The sequence below is a fragment of the Streptomyces sp. NPDC001100 genome (assembly GCF_053598575.1).
Map to the genome: position 1 here is coordinate 15,956 of NZ_JBSFKO010000027.1, position 23,523 is coordinate 39,478.

Sequence of the window (23,523 nt, forward strand, 5' to 3'; positions counted from 1 at the left end):
CCTACGCGACGATCTTCGCGACGGAATCGCGAGCCTGCTGCGCGATGCGGTCGTCCGTGACGTCGTCCGCCCCGCCCACGCCGATCGCCCCGATGACCTCCCCGTCGGCCGTCACGATCGGCACGCCGCCGGCGACCGGCAGAAGGTTGGCATCGACCAGGTGGGGAGGCGCCACCTGCATCTGGGGGGACGCCGCGAAGGCCGCGAACTTGGCCGTCGGGACACCGCTCACGGCCGAGGTGTAGGCCTTGCGTCGCGCGGTCTCCACGCCGAGGAGGCCGACGCCGTCGTCGCTGAGAAGGACCTTGGTGACGCCACTTCGGTTGACCACGACAGCGCACACCTGGTGCCCGTCGGCCCTTCCCGCTTCCAGAGCGGCAAGTGCGGCGCCGTGTGCGATCTCGTAGCTGAGCGGCTCTCGCATGGAGCGGTTCCTTCCCTGGTCGACTCCGCCGGCCGTCTTCCGTGGAGTCCGCTCAGTATGTCGCCAACCAAGGCGAATGTGAAGGAGGAATCACATTCACATTTTCCGGTCCGGAGGTCACCGCGCCGGCGCGCCGAGCAGGTACAGACGGGCGACGTTCACCAGCTCGTCCGTCAGCTGACGCCACGTCAGCGGCCGGTCGGACTCGAACAGTTCGCCGTAGAGCACGCGGTTCTGACAGGTCCCGTAGATCAAGCGATAGACGACATCCAGACGCAAGTCCGGCTCAGGTGCGTCGATCACCGGGAGGATCGGCTCCAGGTACCGCCGGAAGACGTGGCCGGCATCGATGGCGGCCTCGGACCCGACCCGAGCCACCGCGGGATCGGTGGCGCCCGCGGCCAGGAAGACGCGCATCAGGCGCTCGTGCGCTTGATACGTCTCCGCGAGGCCGGCGACCGCCGAGGCGACCAGCACGGCCGGCTCCGTGCATTGCGGAGCGAAGCGGCGGATGATGTCGGCGCGGAACTGGTCGATCATGTCGTGCTGCAGAGCCGCGATCAGGCGGTCCTTGTCGCCGAACCGTCGGTAGACACTGCCCACGGATACACCCGCCCGGGCAGCCACGGCCGCGACGGTGAGCGCTTCGGTGCCGCCCTCTTCGAGGAGGGCGGTGCCTGCCTCCAGGATCCGCTGCTGGGTCAGCCTGCTGCGCGCCTGCTGCGCCGGCGGCAGATCGAGCGACGGTTCGGTACTCATCGCCTCAGCGTATACGCCGTCGGCATGCATCCCGGCAGCTCGCGCACACGGGCCGCCGGGCCGCGAACTGCGGTGCGTCCGGCCGGTGTCCCGCTCGGCCAGGCCCTGCGTCGCCGGCCCACTCGACCGACCGGAGCACCTCGACGGACCCCCTCCCGAGGGCCCGGACATGACCCTTGACGCCACGTGAGAAGAAATGCGAATGTGAATTAACAATCCTATTTGAGGGCTGCACACGACGGTGCCCTCGCAGGTGATCCCCACCGCCCTGCAGGGCCACCGGCTGTGCTCCCGAGCCGCACGGGAGACAACGATGACCACCACTTCAGACGTCGACACCGGCACGGCCTACGGCCGCCCGAAGCCCTCGTACAACGCCCGTCTGCGCGAGGTCGGGCCCGGTACGCCCATGGGCGAGGCGCTGCGCCGCTACTGGCACCCGGTCGCCAGCTCGGAGGCGCTCGTCGCCGGCGCCCTGCCGCAGAAGACGCGGGTGCTCGGCGAGGACCTGGTCGTCTTCCGGGACGGGCAGGGCAGGCCCGGTGTCGTGATCGAGCGCTGCGCCCACCGCGGCGCCAGCCTCTTCTACGGCCGGGTCGAGGACGACGGCATCCGCTGCTGCTACCACGGCTGGAAGTTCGACGTCGAGGGCCGCTGCGTCGAGCAGGCCTGCGAGCCGGCCCTGGGGCGCAGGCGCGACGCGGCCCGTCAGCCGTGGTATCCCGCCGCCGAGCGCTACGGCCTGGTCTTCGTCTACATGGGCCCGCCCGAGCTCAAGCCCGAACTCCCCCGCTACGACGCGCTGGAGGACCCCGCGCAGGACGAGAAGTACTTCGCGAGCTGGCCGGTCCCGCACGCGGCGGTCCTCGGCATGCCGGCGGACTTCAGCTGGCTCAACATCTACGAGAACTCCGCCGACCCGACGCACGTCACCTGGCTGCACTCCACGCACAGCGGCTACCAGATGCTGGGCACCGGCACCTTCGGCTACCCCGAGAACTTCTTCGACCCGGCCACCATCGCCGAGCGGCTGACGTACGAGCGCACCGACCACGGCGTGAAGTACACCCAGCGCTTCGAGATGGAGGGCGAGGACGGCGAGGTCACCGAGTACGGCTTCGCGGTCGAGCAGCACCTGCCCAACGTCTTCGGCCTGCCGGACTACGTGAAGGTCACCCCCGACGCGCGCCCGGACCAGTTGCTGTGGGTCGTGCCCTCCGACGACACCAGCCACCGGCTCTTCTTCTCCATCCGCAGCAACGACCCCGAGCGCATGGTCCGCTTCGTCATCGGCATCACGCAGAACGGCAAGCAGAACCACGAGCTGACCGACGAGGAGCGCCATCAGTTCCCCGGTGACACGGAGGCCCAGGGCTCGCAGGGAGCGATCACTCTGGACTCCGAGGAGACCCTGGCCACCGGGGACCGCGGCGTCGTCATGCTCCGCCGGATGCTGCTCGCGATGGCCGACGACGTCGAGGCCGGGCGGGACCCGATCAACATCGTCCGTGACTCGTCGGTGGTCCACCGCACCCAGTCCGGCCTCTTCACCCTCGGCAAACGCCCGGCGGGTGACAGCGCCGACGCCCCGGCCGCCGCCGGCATCTGAGCAGGAAGCAATGAGCAACAACGATTGGCTCGACACCATCGTGGCGGCCCGGCGCGACGCGACCGCCCGGATCGTGGCGCTCGACCTGGTCAGTCCCGGCGACGCCGAGCTGCCGGAGTTCGCCGCCGGCGCCCATGTCGACGTACTGGTGGACGACGCCGCCGGGCTGGTCCGCCAGTACTCCCTGTGCGGGCCCCCGCACGACCGCACCCGATACCGGCTGGCGGTACTGGCCGAGACGGCGTCGCGCGGCGGCTCGCTGGGGATGCACCGGCTCCGCGAGGGCGACCGGCTGCGGATCTCCCGCCCGCGCAACAGGTTCGGCGTCTCGGACCAGGCGCGTCGCCATCTGCTGGTGGCCGGCGGTATCGGCGTCACTCCCCTGCTGGCCATGGCGCACGCGCTCGAAGCCAGGGGCGCGGAGTACGCGTTGCACTACTGCGCCCGGAGCCGGGAGGATGCGGCGTTCCTCGACGAGCTGGAGCACAACCCCCGCGTGCGGCTCCACTTCGACGACGGCCCGGACGACCAGCGGTTCAGCATCGCCGCCGACATCGGCCCGCCGGAGCCCGAGACGGCGCTCTACGTCTGTGGTCCCGGCGGATTCATGGACTTCGTGATCTCCTCCGCAAGCGAAGCCGGATGGCCCGCCGAAGCGATCCACAAGGAGCGCTTCGCTCCCGTCGAGGACGCCGCTGCGCACACGGCCGGCGGAACCTTCACCGTGCGGCTCGCCAAATCCGGGGGCGAGTACGAGGTCAAGGAGGGCGAGAGCGTCCTCGACGTCCTGCTCGCAGGCGGCGTCGACGCCCCCTACTCCTGCCAGCAGGGGATCTGCGGCGAGTGCATCGTGCGCGTCCTCGCCGGAGAGCCCGACCACCGCGACGACATCCTGACCGACCGTGAACGCGCCGACGGCATGTTCACCACCTGCTCATCGCGAGCACACTCACCGATTCTGGAGCTGGACCTGTGACCACCACATCGACAACATCCGCCACCTCCACCGTCCAGGCGATCGAGCAGGCGGAGGCCGCCTGGCTCGTGGCTCTCACCAAGGGTGAGGAAGCGATGAACGCCCTCATGCTCGAGGACTGCCGGGCCGTCCACGGCCCGGTCGGGAAGATCGACGCCGGGAAGGACTTCGTCCACTTCACCTGGACCCGCCGCCGCATGGTCTTCACGAGGGCCGAGGAACTCAGCATCACGGTGCGGGGCAACACCGCGATCACCACCTGCCTCCAGGAGATGCACATCATCTTCGACGAGAACCTCCCGCCCTTCCCGGTCCAGGAGACGGTCACGCGGGTCTGGGAGGAGACCCCGGAGGGCTGGCGCCTGGCCCACTCGCACCAGGCCAAGCGCATGCCCCCGGTCTGAGCCCCGGGAAGGCCGGCCGTCCTGCCCTCAAGCCGCCGCTGTTCGATGAACGGACATGAGGGTTCAGGGCGGGACGCCGACCACGCAGAGTTCGGCCCAGACGGTTCGTGCGGCGATCGCCGCTGTTGTGGAAGTGGGACAACACATGTCAGCTACAGAGATCGAGGCGCCCGCGTCCGGCGCGGTACGGACCAGCGACCTCCTCATCGCGGGCGAGCACGTCGCGGCCAGGGACGGCCGCTACTTCGAGACGGTCGAGGCCCTGACCGGTGAACCGATCGCACGGGTCGCCGCGGCCTCCGCCGAGGACGTCAACCTCGCGGTGGACGCGGCGGCGGCCGCTCTTGAGGAGTGGTCGGGCCTACCGCCGGCCGCACGGCGGTCGGTGCTGGAGCGCGCGGCTGTCCTGCTCGGTGAGCGCACCGACGACATCGTCGCCACGATGAGCCGCGAGATGGGCGCCACGCTCCCCTGGTGCGGCTTCAACGTGCATGTCGCGAAGGGCATGTTCGTCGAAGCGGCGGCCCAGGCCTACGCGGCCGTCGGCGAGGTCATCCCCTCCGACGTGCCCGGCCTCACCGCTCTCGGCGTGCGCCAGCCGGTCGGCGTGGTCGTCGGCATCGCACCGTGGAACGCCCCGCTGATCCTCGGCGTGCGCTCCATCGTGTGGCCGCTGGTGTGGGGCAACACCGTCGTACTGAAGTCCTCCGAGCAGACGCCACTCACCCAGGCCGCCATCGTCGAGGTACTGCACGACGCCGGCGTGCCCGCCGGAGCGGTCAACCTCATCAGCAACGCGCCCGAGGACGGCCCGAGCGTCGTCGAGGCCCTCATCGCCCACCCCGCCGTGACGCGCGTGAACTTCACCGGATCCAGCCGCGTCGGCCGCATCATCGGCGAACTCGGCGGCCGCCACCTGACCCGGGTCGTCCTGGAACTCGGCGGCAAGGCGCCCTTCCTGGTGCTTCCCGACGCGGATCTGGAGGAGGCCGCCGCCGCGGCCAACTTCGGCGCCTTCATGAACCAGGGCGAGATCTGCATGTCCACCGAACGCGTCATCGTGGACCGGAGTGTCGCCGACGAACTCTGCTCCCGCCTGGCCGACCGGGCCGCCAAGCTGGTCGTGGGCCCGCCGAGCGACCCCGCCTCACAGATCGGTCCGCTGGTCCACGCAGCCGCCCGCGACCACGTGGTCGCGCTGATCGAGGACGCCCGCGCCAAGGGCGCGCAGGTCCTGACCGGCGGCACGGCCGACGGCCTGTTCGTGCAGCCCACCGTGCTGCGCGGCGTCACACCGGACATGCGCATCTACCGCGAGGAGTCCTTCGGCCCGGTGGTCTCGATCATCGAGGTGGACTCCACCGACGAAGCCGTCGCGGTCGCCAACGACACCGAGTACGGCCTCTCCGCCGCCGTCTTCGGCAAGGACGCCGCCGCCGCCCTCGACGTGGCCCGCCGGATCAAGTCCGGCATCTGCCACATCAACGGCGCCACCGTGCACGACGAGCCCCAGATGCCCTTCGGCGGGGTCGGCGCCAGCGGCTGGGGCCGCTTCGGCTCCCGCGCCGCATTGGAGGAGTTCACCGAGCTGCGCTGGATCACCATCCAGTCGGGATCCCGCCACTACCCCATCTGAGGGACGCGAGCGAGGTCGTACGGCGCACGTGAGACAGCGTGCGCCGGGCCCGGCACTCCCCGCCGCAGCTGTCCCTCGCAGGCGGCTTGCATCCCGTCGTACCAGACCGAGCGGAGATCGAACCATGTCGCAGACCGACACCGACCGCCACGAGATCCGGCAGCTCGTCGAGAACTGGGCGCTGTGGCGCGACGCCGGGGACTGGGACCGCTTCGCCACACTCTGGCATCCGCGCGACGGCCGGATGAGCGCCACCTGGTTCCAGGGAAGCGCCACCGACTTCATCAAGGCCAGCCGTGAGGGCTTCGAGAACGGCGTCAGCATCCTGCACTTCCTCGGCGGCCACACCGCGGACACCGCCGGCGACCGGGCCCTCGCCCAGACGAAGATGACCATCAACCAGCGCGCGAGCGTCGACGGCGTCGAGGTCGACGTCGTGTGCACCGGCCGCTTCTACGACTTCCTCGCCCGCCACGAGGGACGCTGGACCCTCGTGCGCCGGCAGCCGATCTACGAGAAGGACCGGCTCGACGTCGTCGACCCCGCCGCCTCACTGACCTTGGACCCCAACCTTCTCAACCGGTTCCCGACCGGCTACCGGCACTTGGCCTACCTGCAGACCAAGGCGGGTTTCACGGTGAAGGACGGGCTTCCCGGCCTCACCGGCACAGCAGTCGAACAGCTCTACGGCGAAGGCAAGCAATGGCTGGCGGAGGCCTGATGAAGTTCACACACGAAACCCTTCCCCAGCGCGTGGTGTTCGCGGCCGGGGAGTCACCCGCCGCCGTCGCGGCGGAGGTCGAGGCGCTCGGCGGTTCCAAGGTCATGCTGATCGCGTCGGACCGCGAGCGGGAGCTGGCCGACCCCATCGCCAAGGAGCTCCCGGTCGTGCTGCGCCACGAGGAGGTCGTGATGCATGTGCCGGTCGAGGTCGTGGGGCGGGCCCTGCGGGCGGCGGTCGACGCGGGCGCGGACATCCTGGTCAGCGTCGGCGGCGGCTCGACCACGGGCCTGGCCAAGGCGGTGGCGCTGACCACCGGGCTGCCCATCGTCGCGGTCCCCACCACCTACGCCGGCTCGGAGGCGACCAATGTGTGGGGCCTGACCGAGGGCGAGACCAAGACCACCGGCGTGGACGACAAGGTGCTGCCCGCGTCGGTCGTCTACGACGCGAGCCTGCTGACCACGCTGCCCGGCGAGATGACCGTGGCCAGCGGCCTGAACGCGATGGCGCACTGTGTGGACTCGATGTGGGGACCGCGCGCCGACCCCATCGACCGGGCGCTGGCACAGGAGGGCATCCGCGCACTGGCGACCGGCCTGCCGGCGGTGGCCGACGACTCGACGAGCACGGAGGGCATCGAGCAGACCCTGTACGGCGCCTACCTCGCCGCCGTCGCGTTCGCCTCGGCCGGCTCCGGGATGCACCACAAGATCTGCCACGTCCTCGGCGGCATGTTCAACCTCCCGCACGCCCAGACCCACGCGGTCGTGCTGCCCTACGTGCTGGCCTTCAACGCCCCGCACGCACCCGAGGCGGAGGCGCGCATCGCCCAGGCCTTGGGCACGGTGTTCTCCACCCGGACGGCGAGCGCCGGCCTGGCCGCCCTGCGCCAGGCGCTGGACGCGCCGCGGGCGCTGCGCGACTACGGCATGCCCGAGGACGGCATCGCCAAGGCGCTGGGGCCGATCATCAAGGCGATCCCGGCCAACAACCCCACCCCTGTCACCTACTCGAACCTGACGGCGCTGCTGCACGCGGCGTGGGCGGGCGACCCGATCAGCTGAAGGAGGCCGTCATGGCTACCTACGTCAATCCCGGCTCGGCCCAGGCCGGTGCCCAGGCCGCCGTCGACCGCGAGGTGTCGCCCGAGCAGCAGGCGGTCGAGCAGCAGCTCGTCGACAACGTCGTGGCCTCCTTCGACGCCTGCCAGGACCCGCGGCTGCAAGAAGTCATGATCTCGCTGGTCAGGCACCTGCACTCGTTCATCCGCGAGGTCCGGCTGACCGAGGAGGAATGGGGCACGGCGATCGACTTCCTCACCAGGGCCGGCCACATCACCGACGAGGTCCGGCAGGAGTTCATCCTGCTCTCCGACACCCTCGGCGCGAGCATGCAGACGATCAACGTCAACAACCAGGCCTACAAGGGCGCCACCGAGGCCACCGTCTTCGGGCCGTTCTTCGTCGAGGACTCCCCCGCGATCGAACTCGGCGACGACCTGGCCTTCGGTGCCCCCGGCGAGCCCTGCTGGGTCGAGGGCACCGTCACCGACACTGACGGCACCCCGCTCGCGGGCGCGCGGATCGAGGTCTGGGAGGCCGACGAGGACGGGCTCTACGACGTGCAGTACGACGCCGGCAAACGCGCCGGCCGGGCACACCTGTTCTCCGCGGCCGACGGCGGCTACCGCTTCTGGGGTCTCACGCCGACGCCGTACCCCATCCCGAACGACGGACCCGTCGGCAAGATGCTCGACGCGGTCGGCCGCTCACCGCTGCGCGCCAGCCACCTGCACTTCATGGTCTCCCACGAAGGGGCGCGCACGTTGGTGACCCACATCTTCCCCGAGGGCGACCCGATCGGCCGCAAGGACACCGTCTTCGGCGTCAAGGACTCGCTGATCAAGCGGTTCGAGCGGCAGCCCGCCGGCACGCCGACGCCCGACGGCCGCGTCATCGACGGCACGTGGAGCCGGGTGCGCTTCGACATCATCCTCGCCCCCAAGGGCGTGTGACTGCCTGCCGCTCAGACCGAGCAGGAGGGTCCCGCCGTCGAGACGGTGGGCCGCGTCGCGACGGGGTCGCTCCACCCGCCGTAGTAGCGGTTGATGCTCAGGACGTCGAACAGGTCGCCGATCTTGTCGTTCTGCGGGGTCGCGAACATGACGGCGGAGTAGGTGAGGGGCCGGGTCGGGTCGAGTTTGCGGGCCAGTTCGACCAGCGGCTCGAAGTACTCGCGGGCGCCGTCCTCGTTGGAGGCGGGTTCGTTGGCGAGGGACCACATCACCACGCTCGGGTGGTTCTTGTCCCGTACGATCAGCTCCCGCAGGTGCTGGGCGTGGACGTCGCGGGTGGTACCGCCGAAGTTCTCCGGCGCGAAGGTCGGGGTCGGCGGCACGCCGGTCAGCCCGCCCTGGACGCCCAGGTTGAGGCCGACGGCGGCGGTCTCGTCGATGACGACGATGCCGTGCCGGTCGGCGAAGTCCAGGACCTCCTCGGCGTAGGGGTAGTGGGAGGTGCGGAAGGAGTTGGCGCCGGTCCACTGCATGAGCTGGAAGTCGTGGACGAGGTAGGCGTCGTCGTGCCCCTTGCCGCGGACGGGGGTGTCCTCGTGTTTGCCGAAGCCGGTGAAGTAGAACGGCTCCCCGTTGATGAGGAATTCGGTGCCGCGCACCTCGACGGTCCGGCCCCCGAAGGGCTGGGTGTAGCTGTCGACCGTCTCGCCGTCCACTGCCAGTTCCACGACGAGGTCGTAGAGGTAGGCCGCGCCCGGCTGCCAGAGCGTGACCTCCTCGATGCGCAGGACGCCTTCCGGGCCTGCTCCCTCCGCGACGGTCCGGCCGGCCTCGTCCACCGCGCGCACCCGCACGGCGGCCGCCTCGGCGTCCTCACCGGCGCTCTGAACGAGGTAACCAACGGTGCCGGCCGCGCCGTCCCGGCCGGTGACGACGGTGACGTCCTCGACGTAGGTCGTCGGCGTGCTGTACAGGCGGACCGGGCGGGCGATGCCCGCGTAGTTGTAGAAGTCGTGCAGATACGACTGCCGTTCGCGGCCGTCGGGGCCGGTCGTGACGGTGCCGGGCGGGATGGTCGTGTTCGTCAGCCGGTTGTCGACCCCGACCGTCAGCCGGAACGCGGCGCCCGGCTCGACGACGCCGGTCAGGTCCGCCTCGAACGGCGTGTAGCCGCCGGTGTGTTCGGCCACGAGCCGTTCGTCCACGTAGACCTGCGCGGCGTGGGTGACGGAGCCGAAGCGCAGGACCACGCGTTCGCCGGTCCAGCCGTGCGGGACGCGCACGTCGCGCTGGTACCAGACGACGCCGACGTGGTCGCGGATCTCCGGGTCCACGAACAGGTCGTTGTAGCTGGCGGGCACGGGGACTTCGAGCGGCGGGGGCAGGCGTGATGCCCACGGGGCGGTGCCGGTCCGGGTGCCGGGAGCGAACCGCCACAGGCCGTCGAGGCCGACGGCGTCGCGGGTGGGGGTGGTGCGGGGCGAGAGCATGGAGTTCCTACCGGGTGCTCGGTGCGGTCGGGTTGGTCGGGGTCGTGGCGGTGTGCGGTTACGCCGTCTCGCCGGCGTCGGCGAGGAGCGTGCTGCCCGTCATGAAGGCCGAGAGGTCGCTGGCGCAGAACAGGACCACGCGGGCGATGTCGTCGGGCACGCCGAGCCGGCCGAGGGGGCCCGGCCGCATCACGGACTGGATCGCCTCGGAGTCCAGGGGCACCCCGGCAGCGGCGGCCGCCGCCATGTTCCCCTCGGTCGGCACGAATGTCGGTGCGACGCCCAGTACACGGATGCCGAACGGGGCGAATTCCAGGGCGAGTTGCCGGGTGAGTCCGCGTGCCGCGTGCTTGGAGCCGACGTAGGCGGCAAGGCCCGGGGCCGTGCCGCGGAACCCGGCCGTGGAGACCACGTTGACGATGACGCCCCCGTGTCCGGCCTCGCTCATCCGGCGTGCGGCCTCCCGGGAGCCGAGAAAGACCCCGCGGGTGTTGACGGCGAACACCTCGTCGAAGGCCTTGTCGGACATCTCCAGGGCGGACACGCTGGGGAAGATGCCGGCGTTGTTCACCCAGATGTCGATCCCGCCGAGCTCCCGGACCGCGAGGTCGGCGGCGGCCACGACGCTGTCGGGTTCGGTGACGTCCAGGTGGGCGGCCAGGGCTCGGCCCTGACTCCGGCAGTCGAGATCCTGGGCGACGGAGGTGGCGAGTTCGTCCTCGATGTCCGCGACGAGCACGTCCGCTCCCGCCTCGGCCAGCCGTTCGACGACGGCCCGGCCCAGCCCCCGGCCCGCGCCGGTCACGACGGCACGCCGCCCGGTCAGCGAGACGAGTTCGGCCAGGGACTTCGACGAGACGTCGGGTACGGAAACCTGCACGGTGTGTCCTCCCTTGGGCGGGGCGGTCAGATCCGGCCGCAACGGGCGGTCTCGCCCAGCCACGCCAGAGAGGGCTTGGGGCGACGCTCAAACGTCTCGCGGTCGACGTCGACCAGGCCGAACGTCGGCGCCCAGTGACCCCACTCGTAGTTGTCGAGCAGGCTCCAGTGCAGATAGCCGCGTACGTCAACCCCGTCGGCGATCGCCTTGCCGAGGTGCTCCAGGGCATCGCCGGTGTAGGCGATACGGCGGGTGTCGTCGCCGGCGGCGATGCCGTTCTCGGTGACCAGGATCGGCAGGCCGCCGGTGACCTCGGCGGTGTGTCGCACCGCGATGCCCAGGGTGTCGGGCCGGTAGGCGGTCCCTACGAGAGTGTTGTCCGGGTGCGGAGGATAGGGCTCGATGCCGTCCTGGCCGACCCACTGACTGGAGTACGACTGCACACCCACGAAGTCGTCGTCGCGCGCTCCGTCCAGGTAAAGGTCCTCCCAGGTGCGCTCCAGCTCCCGCTTCTTCTCCTCCGCGCCGGGACGGGCCACGAAGGCACGGTTGGCGACCGTCCAGCCGATCTTGGCGCCGGTGCGCTCGCGCAGCACCGCCCGCGCGGCGTGGTGCGCTTCGACGAGCCGCTCACCGATGGCCGGGTCGGGGGCCGGCAGCTGCGGACGCGGGCCCTCGTTGTCGAGGGTGGGGCTCTGCCACTCCCCGTCGGCCTGCGGGTTCTGGAAGGCCCGCGCCATGCCGACCATGATGGCCAGCATGTTGGGCTCATTCATGGTGACGACCCACTCGACGCCTTCGAGGATCGGCGCGACCGTCTCGACGTAGGTCCGGAACCGGTCGATGGCGCGCTCGCCGAGCCAGCCGCCCTCCTGGGCGAACCAGAGGGGGCTGGTGAAGTGGTGCAGGGTCACGACCGGGGTCAGGCCGAGCTCGAAGGTCGTCTCGATCATGCGCCGGTAGTGGGCGAGTTCGGCACGCGAGACCATGCCGGGCACGGGCTCGATGCGGGCCCATTCGATGCCGAAGCGGTAGGCGTTGAGGCCGGCGTCCGCCAGCAGCCGCATGTCCTCGCGGTAGCGGTGGTAGCTGTCACAGGCGTCGCCGCTGCGCTCCATGCCAGGGATGCGCCCCTCGTTGGCCCAGAAGTCGCTGTTGAGGTTGTTGCCTTCGATCTGGTGCGGGGCCGTGGATGCGCCCCAGAGGAATCCGGGAGCAAGTTCGGTCATCGTCGACTGCCTTCCTGAGTGCCGAGGGTGACGGTCCCAGCGCGCTCGGGCAGCCGGGGCATGTCTGCGGGCCCGGACAGTGACTGCGACCGAGCACCAATACTTACCAAGTGGTTGGTTTTTGCTGGAAGGTAAACCGGGACCACGAAGGGAGGAAGACCGTGGGGAGGATTCGTAATCTGAGCGTTACATTCGCGGGCGGACTTCGTCCCGTCGGGTGGCCGGCGGCCGGGCGTCGCCACGTCCACTGGCGCGCCCGGCGACGCGGACGCTCCGCGCGGGAGATTCTCACCGCGCTCGAGCACGACCCTCGCACGACAGGTCCAGGGTGGTTCAGCGCCCGGGGCTGCCCCTTCAGCGGGCTGAGGTGCTGGGCGACACCGTCTGCATGAGTGTGGGCGGCACGGGTTGGTGGCTCTCCGACCGTGGCCGGGATCGTTCATGGCCGCGTGATCGCCGTGGGGCGGGGTCGGGCCAGGCGCCGTCGCTGTTCAGCCGGCGTCCGCGGTGTCGTCCGGGCCGAACAGCAGTCGTACGAAGTCGGTGACCGGCCCCACGATGTCGAGGTCCTGATCAAGGACCCACTGCAGCTGGAGGCCGTTGAGCACGGCCTGGAAAAGAGCGGCGGCGCTCTCGGGGCTGACGCCCTCGCGAAGCCTGCCGCGGGCCGTCTCGTCGGGGAATCCGTCGATGAACTGGCGCTCTCCCTCATGATGATCCCGCCGAGGGCGTGCGTCGGCATGACCACGTGGGTGCGCTATGAGGTGCGCGAGGCTTGGGCCGGTGAGTGCGCTGGCTCGGCTGCCGAAGAGCACCGGCGGGGCGGTACTCAGCGGGCAGCGGTAACCGGCTGGGACCGGTCGCTCCGGGCGCCGTACCGCCCCCGCCCGCCGACCGCGTACGTGGCGAGCGCGACGAGTCCGGCCAGCCCGACCAGTGCGCACACGGCACCCCAGCCCAGTGTGGCGTAGGCGCGGGCGCCGAGCCACGACCCGGCGCTGCCGCCGAGGAACGCACACGTCATGTAGCCGGTGTTGAGACGACTACGCGCCTCGGGCCTCAGGGCGAAGATTCGGGCCTGGTTGGCCACCTGTCCGCACTGGACCGCCACGTCGAGCAGCAGCAGCCCGACGGCCAGTCCCACGAGCCCCGTCGCTCCGCCCAGCAGGCCCGCGGTGAGCACGGCCGCCGCCGCGAGGGCGGCCAGAAGGCACCACAGGTTCACCCGGTCGGCGCCGAGCCGGTCGACCCAGCGCCCGGCAGCGGGCGCGCAGAACATACTGCCCGCGCCGATCAGGGCCAGCAGGCCAACGGTCTGGGTGCCCAGGTCGTACCGGGGGCCGGTGATCAGCAGGGCCAGTGCCGTCCAGGCCGCGCTGAATCCGCCGAAGAGGGTGACCTGGAAGAACACCGAACGCCGCAGCTGCCGTTCGTCGCGGAGCAGGCGCAGCGTGTCGGCCAGCAGGCTCGGGTAGCGGCCCTGTGCGGCCGGGGCGGTCCCGGGCAGGGCGCGACCGAGGACCACGGCGAGCAGGACGGTCAGGGCGGCAGCGATCAGATACGGTGCGCGCCAGCCCAGGTGCTCGCCCAGGACGCCACCGAAGGTGCGGGCGAGCAGAATGCCGCCGATCAGTCCGGCCTGCAGCGTGCCGATGACACTGCCGCGACGGTCCGGCTCGACCAGTCCGGCGGCCATGGGCAGCAGGAGCTGCGGGACGACGGTCGCCGCGCCCACCACACCGCCGGCCGCGAGCAGCAGACCGGACGCCGGGGCGAGACCGGCGACCAGGAGCGCGAGGCCGGTCAATGTGAGCAGCCCGGTGATCAGCGGACGGCGCGGCAGCCGGTCGCCGAGCGGGACCAGCAGGAAGAGCCCGGCCGCGTAGCCGAGCTGGGTCACCGTCGCCACGACCGCCGCCGTGGCCGGAGCGATGCCGAAGCCACGGGCGACGAGCGGCGTGAGGGCCTGCGGGAAGTAGACGTTCGCGACGCTGACGCCGCAGGCCAGCGCCATGAGCAGCGGCAGCCTGCGACCTGCGCCCGTTGACGCGGGGGTGGCCTTGGGATCCTTTCGCGACATCACCTGACTCCAACCGAACGAACTGGATGGTTCGAAATCAGGCTGGCACGGCCGTCTTCCCTTCGTCAAACGAACCAGTTCGTTACAGTCGAATGCATGGCATACGACTCCACGGCGACCAAGGAACGCATCCTCGCGGCGGCGACCGCGGAGTTCGCCGCGCACGGCGTCGCCGGTGCGCGGGTGGACCGTATCGCCGCCGAGGCCAAGGCCAACAAGCGGGCCATCTACGACTACTTCGGCGACAAGAACACCCTCTTCGCCGTCGTCCTGGAACGCGCCCTGGCCGAACTCGCCGACGCCGTACCGCCCAGCGCAGACCTCCCCGCCTACGCCGAGCGCCTCTTCGACTACCACCGCGCCCACCCCGAGGCACTGCGGCTGGCCATGTGGGAGGCCCTCGAGCTCGGCGAGAAGCCGGTCCCGGCGGAAGAGGCCCGTACCGCCCACTATCAGGACAAGATCGACGCGGCGGCGTCAGGCGGCCAGGGCGACGACGCCCGCGCCCGCGTGTTCTTCACCCTCGCCCTGAGCGGCTGGAGCATCGCCATGCCCCAGCTGCGGCGCATGGTCCTCGGCCCCGGCCACAGCCTCGACGACCTCCGCGCGGATGTCGCCCAGGCGGTACGGGCCCTCTCAGCAGCGGACGGCAGCCAGACCTGACTCCTGTCCGGGGCCGGCGCGGAGTCGGCGTCCTCCCAGGGCTGCGGACCTTGACGGGGTTTGGTGCGCAGCGACCAGCTCAGCACCAGAACCGGTGACCGGGCAGGAGCAGCCCTGGGCTTGCACTGCACGCGCCTCGACTGCGGGCGTGGCAACGGTGTGTGCCATCCGGGTTCACTCCGCCGCGGCCCCGCGTAGTGGACGCAGGGCGTCAGCAACCCGGGCGAGTTCGTCGAGCATCCCCGTCGCGGAGCCGATCATGATGTCGTTCGCCACCAGGCCGTCCTCCTCGTCGAGAAGTTGGTGGACGAACGGAATGGACACCGACTCGACGACCGGCGTCATCTTCAGAGTGGTCACCACCTGCTTGATCATCTGCGCGGCCCGGGTACCCGCGGAGACACCGCCGTAGCTGACCAGGCCCACCGGTTTGTACTGCCACTCTCGGTGCAGGTAGTCGATGGCGTTCTTCAACTCGGCGTTGTAGCCGAAGTTGTACTCCGGCATCACGAATACGAAGGCGTCCGCCTCCGCGACCTTGGCGCTCCAGTCACGGGTGTGCCGGTGGGTGTACTTGCCCAGGCGCGGGTGGTGCGGCTCGTTCATGAACGGCAGGTTCACCTCCGCCAGGTCCACCAACTCGATGTCGTCGAAGCCTGCGTGCTCCTTCGCCCGGGTCTCGAACCACTCGCCCACGGCCAGGCCGATCCGGCCCGGTCGCGTGCTCGCGATGATGATCTCAAGCTTGGCCATGGGAGGTTCTCCGCTCCTTTGGTACGGGGTGTGAGGCATGGGTCAGCTGGTGAAGTACCGGTCAGAGACAGCAGTCCTCAGGTCTTTGCCTTTTCGGGGAAGGCACCGCGATCGCACTACTGCGCGCTCGACACAAGCTGGGACTGCTCGTTGAGCTGATGCCAGGTCCGGTCGTGGTAGACCAGCGGACGCGACGCGTCGCTCCGGGCGGCGGCGCCCGTCGGCCCGTAGTGCGCGTGTGTGGCGTTGACGACGACGAGCGTCGAGGCGCCCGCTGCGAAGGTGGCGGCGATGGTGCCTCGGATGCACACCGGAGCCGCGACGAAGTACGGCTCACCGGTCGCCAGCCGGGCCCATGCCTCCGTGTCAGCGAAGCGATCCGCTCCGCTCGTCGCGCACAGACGCGCGAGATCGATCTGACCGGCTCCCAGCAGGTGCACCACCACGGACGACGACTCCAGGATCGTCGGCGTCGCCGACGAGAGGGCCGCCACCGAGAAAACCAGGAGCGGTGGCGTGGCGCTCACCGATATCACCGACGTCGCGGTCAGGGCGACCGGGCCTCGGCCGGCATCAGCGGTCACGACCGCGACCCCGCCCGGATGGTTGCGAAACGCCTCACGGAAGCCGTCGGCCGACAGCCCGGGCTCCAGCGAGCCGTCGTCGATCAAGGTCACGTGCTGCCGCGTCTGATTTCGATCAGCGGTTTTGGACATCGGCGCGCCTCCAGTTCACATCGACGAAACGATGTGCTCATGGAACCCGACCTGTCGGCCTGCCCTCTTGCCCGGTTTCACCAAACCATTCATCGCCGGTTGCGCCGAACAACCAACGCCTCGTAGGGCGACGGCCCGCTCCTGATCGCGGATTGGCGTCCCGCGCCCTGCACCGGGACGGGCGATACGTCGAAAGCATCTGGGCTTGTGACAGCTGCCCATGCTCGGAGTTCCATTCGGCCGACCGTCGAAGTCCGACTGGACCCAATGCGTTCTCAGGGGACTCTCAGGGAGCCGGGGGTTGTCCGGACCAGGCGGAGCGCAGGAGTCGGCCAAGGGCTTCCGCGGTCACCTCGCGGGGGTTGGCGTAGGGGTTGGTCAGCGCGACATCGACGATGCGGTCGATGTCGCCCTTGGCCATGCCGAGTTCCCGCAGGGACCTCGGAGCGCCGAGCTGGCCCGCGAGGTCCCACAGATGGGTGGCCGGGTCGGTGGGGGTGCCGAGGGCACGACCGAGGGCGGCGACCGCCTTGGGCGCCGCGCCCTGGTTGTAGGCGAGGACGTGCGGAAGCACCACGGTGTGCGTGGGAGCGTGCGGCAGGTCGAGGGTGCCGCCGAGGGCGTGGCAGAGCTTGTGGTGCAGGGACATGCTGGTGGCCCCGAGGCAGGCTCCGCACAGCCAGGCGCCGTACTGGGCACGGGCGCGTGCATCGAGGTCGGCGCCGTCGGCCACGACGCCCGGGAGCGCGGTGGCCAGCGCGCGCACGCCCTCCTCGGCCATCAGATCGATGACCGGGGAGGCGTCCGGCGCGTAGAGCGCCTCGACCGCGTGCGCGATCGCGTTCATGCCGCTGGTCACGGAGACAGCCACGGGCAGGGTCACGGTGAGCGCGGGGTCGTACAGCACCGAGACCGGCAGCACGCGGGGGTCCTTGCCGGTGCGCTTGACGCCGTTCTCCGTCAGGCCCCACACCGGTGTCATCTCGGACCCGGCGTACGTCGTGGGTACGGCGATGACCGGCAGACGGTACTGCAGGGCGATGATCTTCCCGAGCCCGATCGCCGAGCCGCCGCCGACGGCGACGCAGCCATCTGCGTTCACCTCTTCCGCCCGTCGTTGGGCCTCGGCCGCCGACTCGGCGGGCACGTGCATCCGGGCGTGCGGATGGATGTCCACTGCGTGCGGGCCGATGCGCTCGGCAACGGTCTCGGCCAGGTCTCGCCGGCCGGGCGCGCACAGCACCATCACCCGCTGGAGGCCGGCGTGGCAGATCTCGTCGGCCAGCCGGTCGAGGGCTCCGGCACCCAGCACCACCCGCATGGGGAGAGCCTGGTAGGCGAAGGCGAGCGGGACGTTCATCCGGCGTCCTTGTCCGTCTCGGGCTCGACGGCGATATCGAACTCGGCCAGCCGGAACGGCGCGGTGACCTGGTACGCGCAGGCCCTCTCCGCTTCGTCGACCTGCGCGAAGTCGGCGACCAGACTCTCCTTGACTGCGAAGACGGCGTCGGAGTCCAGGTAGGGGCCGTCGGCGACGAAGATGTGCGTCGTCAGCGGTCGGTGGCCGTCGGCCTCGACGATGAAGTGGATGTGGGCCGGGCGGTAGGGGTGCCGCTCGGTGGCGTCGAGCAGCACTCCCACCGGGCCGTCGGTCGGAATGGGGTAGTGGCTCGGGACGACGGTGCGAAACCACACGCGGCCCTCGTGGTCGGTACGGAAGAGACCGCGTCCGTTGCCCAGCGGCTGGATGTCGGGCTGCTGCACGTCGTAGAAGCCGTCCGCGCTGCACTGCCAGACGTCCACGCTCGCGCCGGCCAGCGGACTGCCGTCCGCCGACGTGACACGGAGCGACACGACACAGGGCTCTCCCACGCTCATCAGGTCGATGCCGTCCCCGCTTTCGCGCTTCGGGGACTCCACTACGTGGAAGGGGCCCAGGACCGTGCTCTCGGTTCCGCCGCCCTGCTCGTTCACCGTCTCGACCAGCATGGAGACGCCCAGCACGTCGGAGAGCAGGATGAACTCCTGGCGAGTGGGGTCACATTTCTGCCCGACGGCGGTGAGGTATTCCACGGCGTACTCCCACTCCTGAATCGTGGGGCGCAACTCACGGACGTAACTGTGCAGATGACGGACGAGACCTTGGAGCAGTTCACGCAGCCGCGGGTCCGGGGTGTCGCGGAAACTCTCGACGGCCGCGGCGGTGACGGCCTTCGCCGCTTGGTCGGTGCCGGTCATGACGGACCTCCAGTCGTGGCGGACATTCGCCGGAAGGGGCCGGACGAACAGACTGAAAAACGCTATGAAGGCGCGGCGGGGAGCGACATCCGCGAAGCGCGATCGGCAGCCGAATCCCGCGACTGATTCTCAGACGGCTCGGGCCTACCGGGCTCGGGTCATCCACCTGCTATGTGACACTCCTCTCACCAAGCCGATGACCTGGCAGTATGCGCAAAAGCCGGTGGCTCGCTCCTTGTTGTGCGGACATGGAGCGGATAACAATGACGCATGGTCCGCTCACTACTGGCGAGCCACGTGCTGTGCCGCGAATCGGGCTTCGAGGACTTCCGCGAGCGCCTCAACGATCTGTTCTATCCGGCGGACGTCACCCCGCTGTCGGGCACCGACGGCCCCGGCGGGGAACTCCGTGGCACGCGCACCGAGCACGTCACCGTCGGCCTGATGACCTTCGGCCAGCGCACACGCGTCGATCCCGGGCGGACACCGTCGCACTACCACATCAATGTCGTCCTGCGCGGCTCCCTCGAGGCAGCCACCGGGCGGCAGGAGATGACGGCGACCGCCGGCGACGCCATGGTCTTCACACCGACACAGCAGCACCGGCTGCTGAGCTGCGACAACGGCGAGCAGCATCTGGGGATCAAGATCGACCGGGGGCTTGTCGAGACCGAACTGCAGGCCCTCCTGGGCCGTCCGCTGCAGGCTCCGCTGGAATTCGCGTTCGACTTCGACCTGACGTCCGCGCCCGGCCGCAGTTGGCGCAACACTCTCGACCTACTGGTGGCCGAGTCCGACAGCACTGGCGGACTCATCCGTGAGCGGCCGATCCAGCAGCACTTCGAGCGCCTCCTCGTGAGCGGCCTGTTGCTGGCCCAGCCGCACACCTACACCGAAGCGCTGCTGCGTCCGCAGCCGCCGGCCTACCCGCGGACGGTACGCAAGGCCGTCGAGCTGATCGACGCCCGCCCCGAGACCCCCTTCACCGTCGGGGACCTGGCCCGGGCGGCGGGCGTGAGTGCCCGACGCCTCCAGGAGGGGTTCAGGGAGTACCTCGGTGTGACCCCGATGACGTACCTGCGCAACGTCCGTCTGGACCGTGTCCATGCCGAACTGCTGACGGGCGCCACGGGAGTCACCGAAGCGGCCGGGCGTTGGGGCTTCACCCACCTGAGCCGGTTCTCCGCCGCCTACCGCCGACGCTTCGGCACCGCGCCCTCCGAGATACTGGCCAGGTCCGGCGGCCGGCACCGCGGTGAGCGGAACGAACTCGGGTACGACGGCGGGCCTGTACGGGGATAGCCGGTACAGCGGTGGTGTTCGGCGCGAATCGGTCCTTCGACCGCGCGAGGACACACGGGCATACAACCCGGCCCCGAGCCCCCTCGCCCCGTCCGGCGTTCCGTCATCAGGCCGAATACTGCGACTCCACGGGGTCGACGACATCGACGAGATGGAGCGCCGCCCACAGGATCCCCTGCTGTTCCTTGACGCTCCGTCCCAGAATTTCCTCGGCACGTCGAATGCGGTATACGACGGTGTTCTTCACCACGCCGAGCCGCGCCGCGGTGGTCGCGGGGCTGCAGTTGCATTCGAGGTAGACGCGCACGGTCTTCTGGAGCACCGCCTCTCGCGGATGCCCCAGAGCCCCGAGCTCGTCCCGGACGAAGCTTCGCGCCCCCTCCGGGTCCGAGGTGAGCAGCGCCGCGAGTCGGACGTCGTCGAAGAAGACCGTGCGATCGTGTGAGCGGGCGGCCGAGTACAGCGTGACGCGGGCCGCCGCGGTCGCCTCTTCGTGGGTGGCTCGGAAGCCGTCGAGGCCGCGCGCCGGGCGCCCGACCGCGACCAGGGCGCCCGGCACCACGGGGAGCGAGCGCACCGCCGCGCTGCGCGGGTCGGCGAATGCGCCCCATGCCCACACCTCGCGTTCGTCCGACGGGATCACCAGGTGCCCGATCGCGCCGATCTGTGTCAGGAGCGTTGCGGCCACTCGATCGAGGCTGCTTGACGCCGCGTCGTCGTGTGCGTCGCGTCGCAGTATCAGGCCGACATGGGTCCGGTTCGCCAGCTCGTACCGCAGCGCCTTCGCGGGGTTCACATCCATGTGGTCGCCCCGCAGCAGAGCCCTGACCAGTTCCCCTCGCGAGCCGTCAGTGCTCGCAAGCCACGCCTGCTCCTCGGCCGCGTAGGCGGCACTGCACGCGAGCGAGAAGGTACTCACGAGGTCGACCAGAAACCGAGACAGGTCGAAGAGGCCTTCCGACTGCTGATCGGCCGGCACGAGGCGCCGGAACTCGCAGACGAGAGCGTCGCTGAAGCGGGCATGGGAGGCCCGCTGAAACGCGAGCACACGCTCGATCGGAATCCGTTGTCGGACCGCGCGGGCGATCTGCCGGGCCGTCTCCGGGGGGACGGTCGTGGGGACCGGTCGGCCGTGACACAGAGCTGCCAGGGCCTCCATGACGACCGCCTCGGCGGTGGGGCGCAGCTCCTCAGCGGCTTCCGTGCGACGGACTGCGAGGATGTCGGGGTCGACCGCGAGCCCCGCGAGTTCGTGACAGAACTCGACGGCCCACGCGGACGCCCCGATACCGATGTCGGCGACGGTCCGGTTCCAGGTCTGCGGAAGGCAGGCCGGCTCGAGGTCGTCGGGGAGGGCGGTGGGGCGCAGCTGACACACCCAGGATCTGGTGGCGGGCATCCGCGTCCCCTCTCGCATCGTCGCGAGCGCCCGATGGGGCCGGGCTTGATGGCATCACGATATACGGGTGCACCCGTTGAAGGGCAGCACGCTGGAGGGAGAGCCGGGGCGCTCCGGCCCTCCCTTCGATCCGGCCGTCGTTACCGCTTGGCCTCGGGGTACAGCTCGATCGCGGAGTGCAGGATGCGCTCCCAGGTCGTGTCGTTCACTTCGAGGATGTTCCCGTCCGGGTCCTTGATGTAGGTGTACTTCGCAGGGTCGCCCGGAGCCCACCCGGCCGGATCGCCGAAGCTCTCCCCGCCGTTCGCCACCGCACGCGCCAGCGTGGCCTCGACGTCGTCGACGGCGATGGCGAAGTGCATGAACGACGCTTCCGGCTGCGGCACCCCGATCGTGGGGTTGCGATCGGGGAGGAACTGGAACAGTTCGAGGCCGAAGCCGTCGGGCAGTTCGACGAATCCGATGCGGTAGTCGGTGTCCTTCAGACCGAAGATGATCTCCGTCATCTGCTTGCCGGTGTGGTAGGGGTTGAGGACTTCCTTGCCGCCGAAGGTCTCGACGTAGAACCTCGTGGAGCGCTCGAGGTCCGAGACGCGTACAGCCAGGTGCTGAACACTCGCCATTTCAACAACCCCTTCGTTGCTTCTTTCGTCGTGCCACTGCGCGTTCATCGAACAGGTGGCTCTCATGCTCGTTCGGCACGCGTTCATTTCGCTTGCCTCCGCGGGTCAATGCGCTGTGCCGGATTTGGCGGATCGGGGCAAGCGGCGCGCGGGGAGCCGGGCGTTGACTCGATCCACTCCTCGTCTCACGGCATTGAGGCCGGATGAGACGGAGCGGACGAAGGGAGCGACGATGTCGTCGCACGACACGACCGCCGTGTTCGGCGATCTTCGGATACCGGAGCCGGACCTCACCGCGGAGGAGGTCATCGCCCGTGCCGCGGCGATGCGCCCGACCCTCCGGGAGAACCGCGTGAAAGCGGCGGATGAGGGCACGTACTCCCCCGAGATCCACAAGGCGTTCGAGGATGCCGGCTTCTACCGCCTCGTGCAGCCGCGGAAGTACGGGGGGTACGAGTTCGGCCTGGAGACGTACTACCGGACGATGATCGAGATCTCGCGCGGGGACCCCGGTATCGGCTGGTGTCTGACCCTGGGGACCGGTCACACGATCCCCCTGGTCGCGCACTTCCCGGAGGAGGTCGTGCGGGATGCCTTCGGCGAGGACGGTGTCTTCATCGCGCCGCACTCCGCCAACCCCCGAGGCTCGCTGGTCCCCACGGAGGGCGGATACCGCCTCACCGGTGCATGGCCGTACTCGTCCGGTGTCCCGTACTCGACCCACGCGATGGTGAGCACGGTCATCCTGGCCGAGGGCACCGATCCCGTCCCGGTGGTGGCTCTCCTCCCCCGCGACGACTACTCCGTGCGGGACGACTGGGGGGCACACGCCACGATGGCCCTCGGCGCGAGCGGGTCCAACACGGTGGTCGCGGAAGACGTCTTCGTCCCCGCCGAGAACGTGTCCCCGCTGTTCGAATGGGGCTACTCGAACCTCCCCGAAGGCACGCACGGCACCCGCTCCACCGGTAACCCCCTGTATCTGGGTCAGATCCAGCCGCTGTATCCGGCCTCGCTCGCGGCGGTCCAGGTCGGTACGGCGTGGGCGGCACTCGACGCCTACGAAGAGACCATCCTGACCAAGAAGCGCCTGTACCCGCCGCTGGTCGAGCGGTACAAGCACGAGGAGGGCCAGCGGATCTGGGGCCAGGCGCGGGCGACGATCGACGCCGCGCAGGCGGTCCTTCTCACCGCGGCCCACGACTACGAGCGCCTCGGCGAGCGTTGGGCGAGCGGTGACATCCCCTCCTTCGAGGACTGGGTCGCCCTCGGCAATGTGCTGTACACGTCGTGCCGGCTGTCGCACGAGGCCGCCGAACTGCTGTTCCGCTCGGTGGGCTCCTCGGTGGCGCGCAAGGGGCTGCCGCTTCAGGACTACTTCCTGGTGACGCAGATGTCGAAGGCGCAGATCGCGGAGCACGTGCCCGTCATCACGGTGACGACGGCGAGGGCGCACTTCGGGCTGGACCTGCACTCCGCTTAGGGCGCGCTCAGAGCCGGTGCCGGTGAGCCCTGTCCCACCAAGCCCGCGGGGCCTGTGGGACAGGGCTCATCTGCTGGAGACCGTGCGGCGCGACGGCCCAGCCGGGGGCGCCCCCTGTACT

The 23,523-nt window shown here is 70.1% G+C and carries 23 protein-coding genes; 10 read left to right on the top strand and 13 right to left on the bottom strand.

All coding sequences use genetic code 11. The features are described 5' to 3' along the window. Position 1: 1 nt before the first annotated feature. Both ACWDEW_RS32260 and ACWDEW_RS32265 read right to left on the bottom strand, forming a co-directional pair. The gene (locus ACWDEW_RS32260; RefSeq protein ID WP_450517453.1) at positions 2-424 is read right to left on the bottom strand and encodes a GlcG/HbpS family heme-binding protein; all 423 of its coding nucleotides are present in this window, start codon (positions 422-424) and stop codon (positions 2-4) included. A 117-nt stretch (positions 425-541) separates the two neighbouring features. Next, positions 542-1,183 carry a TetR/AcrR family transcriptional regulator gene (locus ACWDEW_RS32265; protein WP_450517455.1) on the bottom strand — a complete coding sequence of 214 codons (642 nt, stop codon included), beginning with the start codon at positions 1,181-1,183 and terminating at the stop codon, positions 542-544. 313 nt (positions 1,184-1,496) lie between these two features. Between ACWDEW_RS32265 and ACWDEW_RS32270 the strand changes: the two genes are divergently transcribed. The 7 genes from ACWDEW_RS32270 to ACWDEW_RS32300 all read left to right on the top strand — a co-directional run bounded on the left by ACWDEW_RS32270 (position 1,497) and on the right by ACWDEW_RS32300 (position 8,546). Continuing rightward, a complete protein-coding gene (locus ACWDEW_RS32270) occupies positions 1,497-2,792 on the top strand; it encodes a Rieske 2Fe-2S domain-containing protein (protein ID WP_450517456.1) in 1,296 nt (431 codons plus the stop codon). A 10-nt stretch (positions 2,793-2,802) separates the two neighbouring features. Continuing rightward, the gene (locus ACWDEW_RS32275) at positions 2,803-3,768 is read left to right on the top strand and encodes a PDR/VanB family oxidoreductase (RefSeq protein ID WP_450517458.1); all 966 of its coding nucleotides are present in this window, start codon (positions 2,803-2,805) and stop codon (positions 3,766-3,768) included. Further along, positions 3,765-4,172: a YybH family protein gene (locus ACWDEW_RS32280; protein WP_381066884.1), complete on the top strand. Its 408-nt coding sequence runs from the start codon at positions 3,765-3,767 to the stop codon at positions 4,170-4,172. The genes ACWDEW_RS32275 and ACWDEW_RS32280 overlap by 4 nt, the downstream gene beginning before the upstream one ends. 145 nt (positions 4,173-4,317) lie before the next feature. Then, positions 4,318-5,808 carry an aldehyde dehydrogenase gene (locus ACWDEW_RS32285; RefSeq protein WP_381066882.1) on the top strand — a complete coding sequence of 497 codons (1,491 nt, stop codon included), beginning with the start codon at positions 4,318-4,320 and terminating at the stop codon, positions 5,806-5,808. Between the two features lie 124 nt (positions 5,809-5,932). Further along, a complete protein-coding gene (locus tag ACWDEW_RS32290) occupies positions 5,933-6,529 on the top strand; it encodes a nuclear transport factor 2 family protein (protein WP_381066879.1) in 597 nt (198 codons plus the stop codon). Then, positions 6,529-7,596, top strand: coding sequence for a maleylacetate reductase (locus ACWDEW_RS32295; protein WP_359814660.1), 1,068 nt, complete (start codon positions 6,529-6,531; stop codon positions 7,594-7,596). Before ACWDEW_RS32290 ends, ACWDEW_RS32295 begins: the two co-directional genes overlap by 1 nt. Positions 7,597-7,607: 11 nt before the next feature. Further along, positions 7,608-8,546 carry a dioxygenase family protein gene (locus tag ACWDEW_RS32300; protein ID WP_359814658.1) on the top strand — a complete coding sequence of 313 codons (939 nt, stop codon included), beginning with the start codon at positions 7,608-7,610 and terminating at the stop codon, positions 8,544-8,546. 11 nt (positions 8,547-8,557) lie between these two features. On the opposite strand, the gene uidA is transcribed toward ACWDEW_RS32300, so the two are convergent. From uidA to ACWDEW_RS32325, 5 genes are all read right to left on the bottom strand, one after another. Next, on the bottom strand, positions 8,558-10,036 hold the full coding sequence (uidA, locus tag ACWDEW_RS32305) for a beta-glucuronidase (RefSeq protein ID WP_450517461.1): 1,479 nt from the start codon (positions 10,034-10,036) through the stop codon (positions 8,558-8,560). Positions 10,037-10,094: 58 nt separating this feature from the next. After that, positions 10,095-10,916 (bottom strand): SDR family NAD(P)-dependent oxidoreductase, encoded by an 822-nt coding sequence (locus ACWDEW_RS32310; protein WP_430379333.1) that lies wholly within the window; start codon positions 10,914-10,916, stop codon positions 10,095-10,097. A 26-nt stretch (positions 10,917-10,942) separates the two neighbouring features. Further along, entirely contained in the window at positions 10,943-12,145 is a 1,203-nt protein-coding gene (locus tag ACWDEW_RS32315) for a glycoside hydrolase family 1 protein (protein WP_450517463.1), read from the bottom strand. A gap of 491 nt (positions 12,146-12,636) precedes the next feature. After that, positions 12,637-12,960: a hypothetical protein gene (locus ACWDEW_RS32320; protein ID WP_450517465.1), complete on the bottom strand. Its 324-nt coding sequence runs from the start codon at positions 12,958-12,960 to the stop codon at positions 12,637-12,639. Between the two features lie 14 nt (positions 12,961-12,974). Next, on the bottom strand, positions 12,975-14,225 hold the full coding sequence (locus ACWDEW_RS32325) for an MFS transporter (protein ID WP_450517466.1): 1,251 nt from the start codon (positions 14,223-14,225) through the stop codon (positions 12,975-12,977). Between the two features lie 96 nt (positions 14,226-14,321). Here ACWDEW_RS32325 and ACWDEW_RS32330 point away from each other — a divergent pair, with 96 nt between their 5' ends. Next, positions 14,322-14,888 carry a TetR family transcriptional regulator gene (locus ACWDEW_RS32330; RefSeq protein ID WP_450517468.1) on the top strand — a complete coding sequence of 189 codons (567 nt, stop codon included), beginning with the start codon at positions 14,322-14,324 and terminating at the stop codon, positions 14,886-14,888. A gap of 174 nt (positions 14,889-15,062) precedes the next feature. Here ACWDEW_RS32330 and ACWDEW_RS32335 read toward each other — a convergent pair whose 3' ends face one another. The 4 genes from ACWDEW_RS32335 to ACWDEW_RS32350 all read right to left on the bottom strand — a co-directional run bounded on the left by ACWDEW_RS32335 (position 15,063) and on the right by ACWDEW_RS32350 (position 18,595). Further along, positions 15,063-15,641 carry an NADPH-dependent FMN reductase gene (locus ACWDEW_RS32335; RefSeq protein WP_120049472.1) on the bottom strand — a complete coding sequence of 193 codons (579 nt, stop codon included), beginning with the start codon at positions 15,639-15,641 and terminating at the stop codon, positions 15,063-15,065. 116 nt (positions 15,642-15,757) lie between these two features. Then, entirely contained in the window at positions 15,758-16,357 is a 600-nt protein-coding gene (locus tag ACWDEW_RS32340; protein WP_120049473.1) for a flavin reductase family protein, read from the bottom strand. Positions 16,358-16,643: 286 nt separating this feature from the next. Continuing rightward, complete coding sequence (locus tag ACWDEW_RS32345) at positions 16,644-17,717, bottom strand: maleylacetate reductase (protein ID WP_450517470.1); 1,074 nt, start codon at positions 17,715-17,717, stop codon at positions 16,644-16,646. After that, positions 17,714-18,595 carry a dioxygenase family protein gene (locus tag ACWDEW_RS32350; RefSeq protein ID WP_381066822.1) on the bottom strand — a complete coding sequence of 294 codons (882 nt, stop codon included), beginning with the start codon at positions 18,593-18,595 and terminating at the stop codon, positions 17,714-17,716. The genes ACWDEW_RS32345 and ACWDEW_RS32350 overlap by 4 nt, the downstream gene beginning before the upstream one ends. Positions 18,596-18,865: 270 nt before the next feature. On the opposite strand from ACWDEW_RS32350, the gene ACWDEW_RS32355 reads away from it, so the two are divergent. Beyond that, entirely contained in the window at positions 18,866-19,897 is a 1,032-nt protein-coding gene (locus tag ACWDEW_RS32355; protein WP_120049476.1) for an AraC family transcriptional regulator, read from the top strand. Between the two features lie 106 nt (positions 19,898-20,003). On the opposite strand, the gene ACWDEW_RS32360 is transcribed toward ACWDEW_RS32355, so the two are convergent. Beyond that, on the bottom strand, positions 20,004-21,296 hold the full coding sequence (locus tag ACWDEW_RS32360) for a PucR family transcriptional regulator (protein WP_162951925.1): 1,293 nt from the start codon (positions 21,294-21,296) through the stop codon (positions 20,004-20,006). A gap of 140 nt (positions 21,297-21,436) precedes the next feature. Beyond that, the gene (locus tag ACWDEW_RS32365) at positions 21,437-21,919 is read right to left on the bottom strand and encodes a VOC family protein (protein ID WP_162951926.1); all 483 of its coding nucleotides are present in this window, start codon (positions 21,917-21,919) and stop codon (positions 21,437-21,439) included. A gap of 232 nt (positions 21,920-22,151) precedes the next feature. Between ACWDEW_RS32365 and ACWDEW_RS32370 the strand changes: the two genes are divergently transcribed. Beyond that, positions 22,152-23,402, top strand: a complete 1,251-nt coding sequence (locus ACWDEW_RS32370; RefSeq protein WP_450517473.1) for an acyl-CoA dehydrogenase family protein — start codon at positions 22,152-22,154, stop codon at positions 23,400-23,402. Positions 23,403-23,523 lie beyond the last annotated feature (121 nt).

What these genes read in the sequence shown, in the direction of transcription:
- ACWDEW_RS32290 (WP_381066879.1), top strand. Translation starts at nt 5,933, where the DNA reads ATGTCGCAGACCGACACCGACCGCCACGAGATCCGGCAGCTCGTCGAG.
- ACWDEW_RS32265 (WP_450517455.1), bottom strand. Translation starts at nt 1,183, where the DNA reads ATGAGTACCGAACCGTCGCTCGATCTGCCGCCGGCGCAGCAGGCGCGC.
- ACWDEW_RS32335 (WP_120049472.1), bottom strand. Translation starts at nt 15,641, where the DNA reads ATGGCCAAGCTTGAGATCATCATCGCGAGCACGCGACCGGGCCGGATC.
- ACWDEW_RS32340 (WP_120049473.1), bottom strand. Translation starts at nt 16,357, where the DNA reads ATGTCCAAAACCGCTGATCGAAATCAGACGCGGCAGCACGTGACCTTG.
- ACWDEW_RS32370 (WP_450517473.1), top strand. Translation starts at nt 22,152, where the DNA reads ATGTCGTCGCACGACACGACCGCCGTGTTCGGCGATCTTCGGATACCG.
- ACWDEW_RS32350 (WP_381066822.1), bottom strand. Translation starts at nt 18,595, where the DNA reads ATGACCGGCACCGACCAAGCGGCGAAGGCCGTCACCGCCGCGGCCGTC.
- ACWDEW_RS32315 (WP_450517463.1), bottom strand. Translation starts at nt 12,145, where the DNA reads ATGACCGAACTTGCTCCCGGATTCCTCTGGGGCGCATCCACGGCCCCG.
- ACWDEW_RS32325 (WP_450517466.1), bottom strand. Translation starts at nt 14,225, where the DNA reads ATGTCGCGAAAGGATCCCAAGGCCACCCCCGCGTCAACGGGCGCAGGT.
- ACWDEW_RS32355 (WP_120049476.1), top strand. Translation starts at nt 18,866, where the DNA reads ATGGTCCGCTCACTACTGGCGAGCCACGTGCTGTGCCGCGAATCGGGC.
- ACWDEW_RS32295 (WP_359814660.1), top strand. Translation starts at nt 6,529, where the DNA reads ATGAAGTTCACACACGAAACCCTTCCCCAGCGCGTGGTGTTCGCGGCC.
- ACWDEW_RS32275 (WP_450517458.1), top strand. Translation starts at nt 2,803, where the DNA reads ATGAGCAACAACGATTGGCTCGACACCATCGTGGCGGCCCGGCGCGAC.
- ACWDEW_RS32360 (WP_162951925.1), bottom strand. Translation starts at nt 21,296, where the DNA reads ATGCCCGCCACCAGATCCTGGGTGTGTCAGCTGCGCCCCACCGCCCTC.
- ACWDEW_RS32330 (WP_450517468.1), top strand. Translation starts at nt 14,322, where the DNA reads ATGGCATACGACTCCACGGCGACCAAGGAACGCATCCTCGCGGCGGCG.
- ACWDEW_RS32270 (WP_450517456.1), top strand. Translation starts at nt 1,497, where the DNA reads ATGACCACCACTTCAGACGTCGACACCGGCACGGCCTACGGCCGCCCG.
- uidA (WP_450517461.1), bottom strand. Translation starts at nt 10,036, where the DNA reads ATGCTCTCGCCCCGCACCACCCCCACCCGCGACGCCGTCGGCCTCGAC.
- ACWDEW_RS32365 (WP_162951926.1), bottom strand. Translation starts at nt 21,919, where the DNA reads ATGGCGAGTGTTCAGCACCTGGCTGTACGCGTCTCGGACCTCGAGCGC.
- ACWDEW_RS32345 (WP_450517470.1), bottom strand. Translation starts at nt 17,717, where the DNA reads ATGAACGTCCCGCTCGCCTTCGCCTACCAGGCTCTCCCCATGCGGGTG.
- ACWDEW_RS32260 (WP_450517453.1), bottom strand. Translation starts at nt 424, where the DNA reads ATGCGAGAGCCGCTCAGCTACGAGATCGCACACGGCGCCGCACTTGCC.
- ACWDEW_RS32285 (WP_381066882.1), top strand. Translation starts at nt 4,318, where the DNA reads ATGTCAGCTACAGAGATCGAGGCGCCCGCGTCCGGCGCGGTACGGACC.
- ACWDEW_RS32300 (WP_359814658.1), top strand. Translation starts at nt 7,608, where the DNA reads ATGGCTACCTACGTCAATCCCGGCTCGGCCCAGGCCGGTGCCCAGGCC.